The 12,277-nt window shown below is 53.4% G+C and carries 8 protein-coding genes; all 8 read right to left on the bottom strand.

The window, feature by feature from the left end; translation table 11 throughout:
- Positions 1 to 23: 23 nt before the first annotated feature.
- The 8 genes from E8D52_15485 to E8D52_15450 all read right to left on the bottom strand — a co-directional run bounded on the left by E8D52_15485 (position 24) and on the right by E8D52_15450 (position 11,281).
- Entirely contained in the window at positions 24 to 851 is an 828-nt protein-coding gene (locus E8D52_15485; GenBank protein ID TKB65797.1) for a CpsD/CapB family tyrosine-protein kinase, read from the bottom strand.
- Positions 852 to 865: 14 nt separating this feature from the next.
- Positions 866 to 2,638 (bottom strand): lipopolysaccharide biosynthesis protein, encoded by a 1,773-nt coding sequence (locus tag E8D52_15480; protein TKB65796.1) that lies wholly within the window; start codon positions 2,636 to 2,638, stop codon positions 866 to 868.
- A 3-nt stretch (positions 2,639 to 2,641) separates the two neighbouring features.
- The gene (locus E8D52_15475) at positions 2,642 to 3,772 is read right to left on the bottom strand and encodes a hypothetical protein (protein ID TKB65795.1); all 1,131 of its coding nucleotides are present in this window, start codon (positions 3,770 to 3,772) and stop codon (positions 2,642 to 2,644) included.
- 100 nt (positions 3,773 to 3,872) lie between these two features.
- Complete coding sequence (locus E8D52_15470; GenBank protein TKB65794.1) at positions 3,873 to 4,475, bottom strand: polysaccharide export protein; 603 nt, start codon at positions 4,473 to 4,475, stop codon at positions 3,873 to 3,875.
- Between the two features lie 9 nt (positions 4,476 to 4,484).
- Positions 4,485 to 6,869: a tetratricopeptide repeat protein gene (locus E8D52_15465; GenBank protein ID TKB65793.1), complete on the bottom strand. Its 2,385-nt coding sequence runs from the start codon at positions 6,867 to 6,869 to the stop codon at positions 4,485 to 4,487.
- Positions 6,870 to 6,942: 73 nt separating this feature from the next.
- Complete coding sequence (locus E8D52_15460; GenBank protein ID TKB65792.1) at positions 6,943 to 8,577, bottom strand: undecaprenyl/decaprenyl-phosphate alpha-N-acetylglucosaminyl 1-phosphate transferase; 1,635 nt, start codon at positions 8,575 to 8,577, stop codon at positions 6,943 to 6,945.
- A 121-nt stretch (positions 8,578 to 8,698) separates the two neighbouring features.
- Complete coding sequence (gene xrtD / locus E8D52_15455; protein TKB65791.1) at positions 8,699 to 10,270, bottom strand: VPLPA-CTERM-specific exosortase XrtD; 1,572 nt, start codon at positions 10,268 to 10,270, stop codon at positions 8,699 to 8,701.
- 309 nt (positions 10,271 to 10,579) lie between these two features.
- Positions 10,580 to 11,281, bottom strand: coding sequence for a hypothetical protein (locus tag E8D52_15450; protein ID TKB65790.1), 702 nt, complete (start codon positions 11,279 to 11,281; stop codon positions 10,580 to 10,582).
- Positions 11,282 to 12,277: the final 996 nt, after the last annotated feature.

The following is a 12,277-nucleotide window of genomic DNA, read 5'->3' as shown; positions in this document are numbered from 1 at the left end:
GTGCCAATCAGCCCTCGACACCACTAGGATGACAACATCGCCTTCATCTTGGCCAGCGTGAGGGACGAGCGCCCTGCCTTATTCAACACAGTTCCAAGCACAGGACGAGAGTTTTTGACCAACCCCAATGCCCGCTGCAGCTCATCGCCGGTCGTCTTCCCTTCCTCAACCACCATGAGGAGTGCATCCGTGTAAGGAGAGAACGCCAAGACATCAGCCGTGTGAAGCAGTGGGGGGAGGTCGAACACGATAACTCGAGAAGGGTACCGATGCTTCAACTCTTCAACTAAGGCTAACATTTTTGGCGAGGTCAAGAGCTCCGTGGAGTTCGATATGGCTCGCCCTCCCGGCAACAACACGAATCGTCCTATTCCTGGGTGGATAAGGAGATCTTCGACAGGCTGGTCGTCTAACAAGTAGTCCACAAGCCCAAGACAGTTCTTTAAACCAAATACGTGATGCACCGTGGGGTCTTGAAGATCCGAATCGACCAGAAGCACCGTGTGCGTCGTTTCCATCGCGAGACTCACAGCCAAATTGACGGCTGTCAACGTCTTCCCTTCTCCGTACCCTGGACTGGTCACACCTACTGTATTCCAGCCATTCTCCCGAAGCCGCTGCGTCACCTGTGTCCGAAGAATTTTGTACGCATCGGTGAATGGTCCGAACTTAGATCCGGCCATGATACGATGCTCACGCAGAACAGGGAGTGGAACGGTGAGCGACTTGGTTCGTGTGTAGGTGATCCCAGAGGGGAACGAGTGTTCCGCAGTCCGTTTCGAGTCTGATCTATCAGAAGAGACGCCCTCCGTCTCTTTATACAGTTCAAGTGCGGTTCGTATACGATCCATGATACTCCTACTGGCTACTCTATGCCGAAGCGCCTCAACGCGGCAAACCACAAGACATCCAACGGAATGACAAAGACGTGCAAGATCACGAGCATGACAGCCAAGGCGCTCACACCCGCAGTATTGATCATGCGCCGTCGCATACTCGCCCTCCAAAAATCCCCTTCATTGGGCATAAACGGAACCACCGCCAAGGGGAATTGCTGCGTCAGCGAGAGGAGTTGCTCCGGTGAACGAATGGAACGATCAAGCGATTCCGCGAGAGCTCCTGAGCCGACCCCACTGCCCACGGCAAGAAGGACACCAAGTAGCACGATCGCCAACCGATTCGGCTTGAAAGGTTTTTCTGGGAGACTGGGTGGATCAATCAGGGCAAATCGTTCGCCCTTTCGCTGAACCTCCAAGCCTTCCGACACCTTCGCTTCCAATAACCTTGACCGAATCTCTTGATATTTGTGTCCCGATGTATCGCGATCACGAGTCAGGACCAGGTACTCAGGCTCAATCTCTGGCCCCCGTTCAAGCCTTGTTGCATACTCTCCCAGTCGACGCTTGATGTCCGTACGGGTTTTACGAAACGCCTCCAACGATGAGGTTGCGGAATTCAGCTGAGCCTGCAGATTGATATAGGCAGGATTTTCAGGCCGTTGCATAGGATTCTTGTGCGGCACGGCTGTGAGACGATTCACTTCCTGCTCCAGGGCGGAGATTTTTCTGCGGGCCTGCAGAATGTCCGGATGCTCATGACCCAACCGTTCCAAATCCGCTACCAGAGCAGCCCGCGCATCGATGAGTCGTTTGGAAGCTTCCTCGGTGTCGGGAAGCTGACCGGTCTCCTTCTCCAACGCCTCGATTTCCTGTTTCATCTTGATGATATCGGGATGATCTGCAGAAAGATTCGCGCTGGCCCCCGCGTATTCGGCTCGCCGCGCTCGAAGCCGTTCCGTCGAATCCAGGATGCGCTCACCCGTCACCGATAAGATGGGTGTATTCGGCTTGATCGTCGCCAATTCACCCTCAAGATAGCTTTTGCGCTCTTCCAAACCTCTGACCTGCTGATCCACGTCCATCAATTCACGTTCAGCCTGGTTCATCATCTGCTGATTCAACGGCATCAACTCTGGCAACGCCCCCTTGGCGCGGTGTTTAAAGGACGCGATCTTCTCATCGATCTCGCCGATGTGCCGGGCGAGATTCTCCGCTTCTTGCTGAAGAAAAGAAGTGGCTTCCTGCGCTTGTCGTTCACGACTCTTGAGGTTCTCTCCCAGAAACAAGCTGGTGAGCTCATTCGCGACCTTCTGAGCCAGTTCTGGAGTCCGGTTTTGATACGTCACGGTAAAGGCAATGGTCGCCTTGGTCGCATGTTGCGTGCGTTTGTCCACCACATCGGCACTGATCACTTCTACATCGATATCCTTGATAAAACTCTTCACGACTTCTTCAGCGGGACTGCTCTTCCGTTGCTCTTGGTACAGATTGAATTGTTCCACCACTTTCCAGAGGGTCGTGCGGCTCATCACCTGTTGTTTGATGGTCTCAATCCGTTGATCGGCATAACTGGTGATGGTTGATCGCACGAGATCAGATGGAATCTCCTGCTCCTCAATTAAGATGGTAGCCGTCGACTTATAGGTCGGCGGCCACAGAAATGCCACTGTCAGCGACAGGGTCAAGAGACTCAAGCCGGTCAGGATAATAAGCTTACGGCGTCGATGAAATGCTGCCAGATAGTCCTTCAAGCTCATGATGCGCTCGGATGCCTGTATCGAAACGTGTGTCTGTGCCATAGTCTAGTGAGAAAATGAAAGTTTGGGTGGAGAATAAGTCACCATGAACATCGTCGCATGGGATTGGGCTGATCCAGCAGCAGTATCAAACTCACGCCATCGATACGCATAAGACACCTCCGTTTGCCACCACTCAAGAAACCTCCAAGACAGTTTCGGCATGAGGCTAACATAGCTACTGTCAGGAAATGTCCCTCCGATAGCTGCTTTGGTCTTTCCCGACGCAAGGACTCCGAGGATACTCAGCGTGAAATCAAGAGTCTCTGAGATGCGGTACGTACCTGTCAGTTCGCCTCGATTGGTTTGAATCAATAATCCGAATCCACTGGGCGTAAGATCACGGGCGAAGGACACGTGCAATGCGGCCCTTTCAAACTTCTTGCTCATGCTCGCCCCTGCCAACCAGACCATATCGCGTGCCGTGATGTCGCCAAACGGAGTCTGTGAGGTGGAAGACAAGAATCTGGGACCACCGTTAAGGGTCCCTGTGAGCGATTCGGAGAAGGCATGCGTCAAACTCATGTTGATTCCAGGAAAACTGGCTTGAAACCCCAATGGTGAATCTGTCGTACGGAAATGAGTATATGATCCCAACAATTGGATTTGATCCTGCTCGCTCAGTTGATACAGCAATCCGCCAGACCCGCCAACCAATCGGTAGTCAACCAATCGGGCACTCTCATACGTGGTGTCGGAAAACTGTATGTTCGATTGAAAGGACAGTTTTTCGGTCAAGCTTCTCGTCCAAGTAGGATTCACAGTCCACTGATTCCTCTGTGTAAAATCTAGAACCACTCCTGTCGCCTGCAATTCACCGAGCAGCGTATTATCCCGGGTTAAACCACCGGTAAGACCAATGCTATCTTTTTCGGTCCTATAACTCACTGACAAAGGAGCAAAGACATTCGTGAATTGTCTATCTTCTCCTCCGAAGTATCCAACGAAATCCGCAGCCATCCGGCCGCTGACATCGAGACGCTCTGTCTTTCCGGCAAACTCAGTAGCCGGCGAAACCCAATATCCATAGCTTTCACTATGCGGCAACGGAGTCAGGAGCAAATTGCTGTTATAGACTCCCTTCACGCTGAGCGAGGGAGCGAGTGACCATTCTGCTGCTTCGCTTTGGAATGCCATGCCAGGTTCCATGAGACAGACCCACAAGACGAACTGCCCAAGGCCTCTCAAGCACCGCGATCGATCGTAGCCTCCAGCCCTTCGCCTACAACGCATTGTCCTACGGCACCATGACCACGTCACCGCGCTGGAGAATGATGTTCTGCTCCAAGTCCTTCCCCTTCCGAAGATCTCCGTAGCGAAAGGGAATCGACTGTTGCGTACCCTTCACGCGACGCATAACCTTAATATCGTTTTCCACAGCAAAGGGAGTGAGCCCACCGGCAAGGCTCAGTGCTTGCAGGACGTCGGTATAGTGGCCGACCAGGTACTCGCCCGGTTTGTTGACTCGTCCCACGACATACACCTTGTAACTGACGATCTTCGTCACGGCGACGGAGACGTTGGCATTCGGAATATACTTCGTCAACCGCTTCACAAGCTCGTCTCGAATGGCTTCAACCGTTCGGTCCTCTGCCTGAATATCGCCAACGAGTGGAAACGAAAACATGCCGTCTGGTCGAACAACCACCTCTCGCGTCAGCTGTTCGTCCTTCCAGACCGACACCAGCAAGACATCCTCCGCACCAAGTCGGTATCCAGGATCAACCTGCGACACCAGCGCAGCCGGCAACACCTCATCTGCATGCACAGGCATCACCGTCATCGTAACGGCAGCAGCCATCAGACCTCCGCCCAACAATACTCGCACTGAACGAGACATAGATTATCCTTACCCCCTTAGTTGCGCGAGCACCTGCTCCGCCTCTCGGCGTCCGTCGAATGAATCAGCGCTCTTGAGCGCCTTGGATAGATAGGTGCGAGCCTCAGCTCGTTTCCCGGACTGAAAGAAGGCAATCCCAAGATGATAGTTCAGCACAGCAATTTCAGGCGCCTTGGCAGCGGCATCTTTCAGCAAACGGATGGCATCTTCCTGCTGCCCCATCTTGAACCGTACCCAGCCAAGCGTGTCAAGAAACAGCGGGTGAGGAGTCTCTTTCTCGAAGTCGCGGCTCAACGCAAACGCCTTCTGAAGACTTTGCGGGTCTCCCCTATGGTCGACCAGCAGAACCGCCAAATTGTTCGCGGCCAGCACATTTTTGGGGTTGAGCCGCAACGCGCTCTCGTAGGCGCTGATCGCCCCATCGAGTTCCTGTTGCGTCGAACGAACGGACGCCAACAGCATATACAGCTCTTCGCTTTCAGTATTGACCACGAGTCCATTGTTTACAACCTGGACTGCCTGATCGAACCGTTTCTGTCCAAGCCACAGACTCCCCCAATCCAGCCATGGCGTCAGCCACTTCGGATTCAACTTTGTCGCCTGTTCAAAGTGAGCATCAGCGCGAGAGACATCGCCGGCGATCGTGTAGACCTCCCCCAGCAGTCCATGGGCATATAGGTGCTCAGGGTGCTTGTCGATGAGCGTTTCCAGTCTGGCTTTGGCTTGCTTCAGACGGCCTTGATCCACGTCCAGCTTCACGAGGGTCAGGAGGGGGTCCGGATCGTTCGGGGCCAAAACTGTGGCGCGCTCGTATGCGGCGACTGCTCGTTCAACTCGTCCCTGTGCCTGATGGAGCCGGCCTTCCGCCATGTAGGTCAGAGGGTGTTCTCTAACGGCAGCCTGCAGCCGCTGAAGAGTCTGCTCTGCTCCCGACCAGTTCTTCGTCACCAGATCCACCGTCATGAGCATGTCGAGGGCGTCGAGATCATCGGGGCGCTGTTTCAGCAACTCATCGAGTCGCGTACGCGCCTGACCGTACCGGCCGCTCCTGGTTTCCAGCACGGCAAGAGACCGTTTCGCATCCACTTGGTTGGGATAGAGCGCAACGGCTCGTTCAAAGCTTTCCTTCGCAAGGTTGGTCTCCCCGGTCAACTGATGTGCTTGGCCGAGCAGGTAGTGAACCGTCGCCAGTTCTGGTTGATCATGTAAGACGGTACGGAAGGCCTGCACCGCATCTTTTCCATTTCGTCTGGCTAAGGCCATGCGTCCGGAGAGAATCAACCCGTCGGATGATCGGGGATTCGCCTTCAACACCTCCTCCACCTGCCGCTCAGCCTCGGCCGGTCTGCCCGCCAGAAATTCCATTTCCGCCAGCTTGACCTTTGCTTCGAGCCCGACCGGCTTATCGCGATGCGCTTCAACCAGTGCGGTATAGCGACCACGAGCCTTTTCATCCTGACCGCTCTTCCTGTAGAACGTCGCCAGGCCAAGCTGAATTTTGTTCGAATGTGGCATCTGCGTCATGGCATCGAGCAGGACCCGTTCCGCAGACGCATTGTCCTTTCGATGCACAAAATACTCGGCCAATACCATTCGGCGCTCTTCGTCCTCCGGTGCCAACGCGACGGCATCGCGTAACACCGCCTCTGCTTTCGAATAAGAACCCTGCTCAATATAGAAGCGGGCAAGCCTCAACCGGTGGTCCATGGACTTAGGCTCGGCCTCGATCATCCGGCGAATGACGGCCTCAACGCTCGCCACATCCTTTGCTTGAGTCAGGATCAGACTCCAATTGTTGAGCAGGTCCATATCCCGCGGATGGGCTTCGAGCGCCCGTCGTAATGTCGACTCCGCTTCCCGGTACCGATGCTGCTGCCCATAGAGGGTAGCTAGTAAAATAGCCACATCAGGCTCGGCTGGAAATTGCGCCGCCAACGCCTCGGCCGCTGGAACAACAGAAGGAATTTCCGCCTCAGTCACCGCTTGTGCGGCAAGCTTCAACGCACGAGCCTGGGGATGTTGCGAGTGATGGGTCAGAACCTTGTCCGCGACTTCGCTCACTTGCTCCACCATATGGGCTTCGAGATAGTACTTCGCCAAGGTGACCAGAGCGCCGGTATGATCGGGAGCGAGCCGGATGGTTTCTTGATAGAGTTGCACGGCATTGCGCCAGTTTTTTTCTTTTTCCTCGACCCGCGCGAAGAGATAGTAGGCCTCCGCATCTTTGGGATCGATTTTCAACACATTTCTCAGCGCCACCCGTGCTTTGGGATAGTTGGCGGCCTCGAGATATTCCTGTGCCAGAGAAAAGTATTTGGCTTTTCTCTCCTCAGGACCACCGCACGCCGTACTGATGATCGTCAAGAGCACGACCAGGAGAATCTGAACGATCATGATATCACCCAACCTTTATCCATCATCGTGACACGGTACACAGGTCAACCACGTTCGATCTCACGCGATCCACCTACAACAACGTTCGAATGCCGAGACCGAACAAGATCCAGAGCGACACAAGCCCAAGTTGCCGTACACGGTTTGAAAAGGCATGGAGCAGCAACTCAAACGAAAAAAAGAGGACGATCAGCTTCGCAGCAAAGACACCCATATGCGAAATATCAACGCTCACCCCTGGAAGAAATGGGAACAGAATGGCCAAGAACACCATGAGATAATCGAGTGGCGTGGTCTGGAAGCGATTCTCTTCGTTGAACCGAAGATTCAACAATACCATGACGGCCACCAAAATAAAGAATATGTTGTGAACCATGGCGATAGCGGGCATGGTCCCGATCCGAGAAGGTTCACAGACATAGAGCAGAAAGGTCGTTCCCACGTAGAGTCCGCCCCGCACAAAGTAGGGCACGATCCGAGACGACAGGCTGAGTCCGAGTAACACCACCCCGAAGAGAGCGAGAGAGAGATATCCCACATCACTGGGGACATCGGACGGAAGAAAGACCTGGACGATGAGAAACAAGGGAATCGCCACACCAAGGCATTGCATGGGAATATGGCTGAGCCATCGACCGTCCAGAGAGTGCCGACCGGTCACACTCGATCGCACTCTGTCAGCTTCTGAAGGAGGATCGGGGAACAGTCCTCGTCCGGCTGCAATAAAACCCGCCAACACCGATCCCGCAATCACGAAATAGAGCGCAAGAATCAACAGATCGGACTGCCAGCGAAGCCAATAGGCGATGCCCACCATCCCGATTTGCACCACATAAATGGCCGTGACCGCCTCGTAGTGGGACAGGCCGACCTTCATCAGCTTGTGGTGAATATGGCTGCGGTCTCCGACAAATGGCGACCGTCCTTCCGCCAGCCGTTGCCCGGCCACCCCAAGGGTATCAAGAAACGGCAACCCCAAGAGAAAAAGCGCCAAGGCAGGGCTGAAGGGTCCTCTGGTCGAGTCAGTCAGGAGGATGGTCAACACTCCCATAATGAGTCCGAGAAGCTGACTGCCTCCGTCCCCCATGAATATCCGAGCCGGATAGGTATTGTAGCGGAGGAATCCCAACACACCTCCCATGAATGGAACCGTCAGAAACAGGACCATCGAGTCCTGGGAGAGAAAGGCCAGATAGGCAATCCCGCACAGTGTCAGAAAGGAAAGTCCTCCGGCCAGCCCATCCAGACCGTCGGTCAAATTCACGGCATTCGACACCGCGATGAGGAACAGCACCGTGAACGGAGTGGCAATCCACAACGGCAGATTACTGTCGGATAGGCCGGGGAAACTCTGGAAGTGGATTCCCCCTATCAAGACAATGATCAGCGCAGCAGCCAATTGGCCCAGCAGTTTCACCTTATAGCCGAGATCGACACGATCGTCCCACGCACCGAATCCCAGAATGGTCAACCCGCCAAGAAGCACCGCGACCTTGATCTGGCTCTGGGGGCACCACAGAAGAAGGCTGGTAAAGGCTCCGATCCCAAAGGCAATGCCCCCGACACTCGGAGTGGCATGGTGGTGGACTTTGCGTCCTCCCGGCAAATCCACGAAACGGTAGCGGTCCGCGAAAAGACGCAAGGGCGGAATCAGAGCCATACTGATCAGGAGCGACGTCAGACAGCTAAAATAGAGATCGGTACTCATAGTTTTGAAAAGCCCGAGGCGGCAGCAAGGCCGTTAGAGATTGGAGGCATGAGGCCTGAGACAACGGCCTCTCACTCCCAACTTTTCTGTGAACCTCTAACGCCCAACCTCCAATGTCCCATCAATCCGGCACGTACCGATTCAACTCCGGTTCAACGGCTGACACCAGCTGTCCTAGCCGTTGATCGACCATTGTCTCAGTATCTCCTGGTCCGACAACTGAAGACATGCGGATGAGCGCCCCATCGGTTCGTCCCCGTGATACGGCATCCCACAACAAATAGAATTTAACCAAATATTCATTACTGAGGATCCGATCGCGCTGTTTGAACCAGTACCACACCACTTGCTTTTGATGATCCTTCTGAATCACGGCTCGGTTGATGTGCAGCGGCCGGCCCATCCCATTCCTCGCCGGGACATCCACACCAGTCATCGAAAGGATTTCCCACCCGCCGCCGGGAAGACAGCTTTGCGGCGAGTGCACCGACTGGCCTTTTCGTTGAGACTGGTAATAGGCCGCATAGAACGTAGCTGACTGTCCCTTGTCGGAGCGAAACTCGACCAACAGATAGTCGTCGAACCGAAGCGTATCGATGTACTGTTTTTCTAATGCCATCGACGTTCCCGCCCACCCATCGATCTGTTTTGGGAAATCGATAAACATGGCGCGAGAGGGTACAATTTCCTCGCGTTCTACGAGGAGAGTGGACGCAAAGGCAACCGGCACCAGCACCGCCACGCTGCAGAAGTAGGCGGAGCCGGGGAACAATCTGTTGGAGGTTGGAGGTTGGAGGCCTCCCCCCTCCAGAGTCTTAACACTCGCCTCACACCTCAAGCCTCTTTCATCAAACGCCCCCGTGGTCTCCGGGCGAATTTTTGCAAGCAGCCACATCTCAACAACCAACAAACCTAGACTCACCATGAACAACACTGCCCCCTCAAAGAGATGCGAAAATCCCTCTGCTGCCCCCTGCCCAGTCCATTCGACTAGAGCACCGATCATGCCGATACGGAAACCATTGACGAATATCGAGATCGGAATGGCAGACAACACAAGGACGACCCGCTTCCACATCCGGTCTTTGAACAGATAGGCACACAGCAGCGCCAACGCGCTCAAGGGAAATAAATAGCGAATCCCGCTACAAGCCTCGACGACTTGCAGTTGCACCGGCCCCAGGTCGATGACGTTCCCTTCCAAAAATGCCGTCACCCCTATCAGCTGCAGACACCCGACCCCTAAGGCTGAGGACCACAGCTGAAGCTTGCTGGAGAGGCCTGCATAGAGAAAATTCGGCAGTGGTATAGCGATCAGCAGATAGCCCAGCGGAAACATGATCTCTCGCGCCGCTCGAATACCGATCGCGCCGATCACTAGTCCGACGATCACGATCCAGAGGGAAATGTGATGCACAACAAACAAGGTGGCCAGTTCGCCCACTCCATACAGCAAGAGTCCCACCGAGACCACCGCCAATCCCCACCAGGAGCTTTCAATGCCGGCTGCGGCAATCCGATGCCTGGCCTGCCAGGCTAAAAACAGGGAGACCACCGGAACAAGCACTCCATGACTATAGTCTTCGTTTCCGATCCATCGGTTGAAGAGAAAGACGAGACTGTCACTGTACAGGTAGCCCAATAAGGCCGCAGTGACGAGCATACTCAAGCTAACAAGAAGCCTGTGACTCATCGAGGCCTTTTTAAAAACGATTGGGTAACGAGGAACTGCGGAACTTGCAATGAACACTTTAACGCTGGAAACCAGTCAGGCAAACAAACTTTATATAACCGACAAGGATAGCTTGTGTATCAGGCTTGTCATTCTGTTGGGCACGTACCGACCATGCGGGCAACTACTCTCCCCATAAGCTCAGCCGATGTGTTGCCGGTCTTGAAATGGTATCTATATCGAATAGGTCCATCAAAATGAACCGGGGCTGATACCCATGAAACTGGGGTATCAACCCCTGCACGACGACACAACAGTGAGCTAACGGTACTATGCCTGAGGCAATCGGAGGTTGCGCAGTCCCCCAGCCCCAAGCCCAATCAGTGCGACAAGGCCTACACCAAACAGAATCATGGCAGGCGGTAAGGGAACAGCTGTGAGCGAAGTCAAGAATCCTTGAACTGCTCTGTTGTCTCCATTCCCATTTCCAAACTGCAAACGAAATATATTTCTATTGGTGAAGGATGACACACTTGGCGCGGGGTTTGGCAAGGCATCGGTGGTAAAAACATTCCCCGGCCCACTCGCCGGCCCACGCAAGTTGATCGTAAACGCTCCAGGGGCACGGTTTCCAGCATTAGGACCATCAACATCCGCAGTTACGAGAAATCGATCCCCCCCAGCTCCACCACCGTTCCCATTTCGAATGGTAACCAAGCCACCACCTGGTCCGAATGTCGCGCTGTAGGTACCAATTTGGAGATTGATATTCTGAATGGTATACGTTCCAATTACCCCGCCGGAGGTTCCATCCGAATTGTCGACGGTCATCGTACCCGTCAGATTATTTAAGGCACCGGTATTAAAAGGTGCGGGTGTCGGTGGGGTCAAATTGTTGCCAACAAAATTCACAGTCCCAGAAAAATTATAGGTAATTATGGCAGCCATCGCCGGAGCCACAGCTACACCTCCGAACATCACCAACACGGCCAACAACGCGAGACTTCTTGAGATATGTACAATTCTACTCATGCGATCTCCTTGTATAAAGAATGGCTTAGTTTGACTAGCTTTATATGGATCTCAGCTTTTGAATCTGGAGGATCTGCTGATCTACGGCACGGGAGCTGATCCTTCTACTAACGTACGGCGAGTCATAAACACCCTCCTCTAAAGAATCTTGACCACGTCCGACAACAAATACCTATGTACTTCATTTCATAGGTATATCGCTCGTACGTACATCTATCTCATAGTCGAAATACATATGGATACCTTATTACGAGGTTCGTATACCTATGTCAAGACTTTTTCAACTCATTAGGATCAGAAACTAATTATATTGCCTTCGAGGTTGCTTATCGGTTCTTGAAAAGCAACTCTCACGCCAACCGATGATCACGTTCACTTCCTTATAATTCATTGATATACGAATCTTCCCCTAACGTAGCTGTATGGATCAGCCTTCATTCAAGACCTACACACTACAGTATGCCTACGTAAAGTAGTCGTACTGATATCCCTATACTCTGAAGTCATAACCATTCACATAAATCTGTTTCAAGTTGATACATGACATCCTGTTAGTCTCAATATCACTCATCAGCCACCATCCACATTGCGCCATTTAATTTTGGAAAACCCACCATAAAGGAGGGAAACATATATCTGAACTGGGCGAAACCCCAACCCTTCTAGGCACAACAGTGATCCCACGTAAACATGGAGCTGAATGGATCTGTACATAATTTGAGCGTGACGTAGCGGACTCGTTTCGCTCCCCTAGCAGTGTGTTGACAAACCATATGACGACGTTAGAAATGCGGCCAGGTCTACGATCACCGACGGAACAAGTGTGTCTCGCAGGCTGTTCAGAAAGGCTGTCCAGCAAGGCCGCAGCAAGCGAAGAGGCGAATCGTACTCTCTGCCGTACGGTGAGCCTCTGAGTGAGGCGAGAACGCTGCTGGCGGACTTTGTCAACAGCCTGCCAGGCAGGAAGTCACACGATCAAGCCATAGAGGAATGCGC

It is taken from the genome of Nitrospira sp., from assembly GCA_005116745.1.
GTDB lineage: Bacteria > Nitrospirota > Nitrospiria > Nitrospirales > Nitrospiraceae > Nitrospira_D.
Note: the sequence above shows the minus strand (reverse complement) of the source record. Positions and strands in the feature narration are given on the sequence as shown.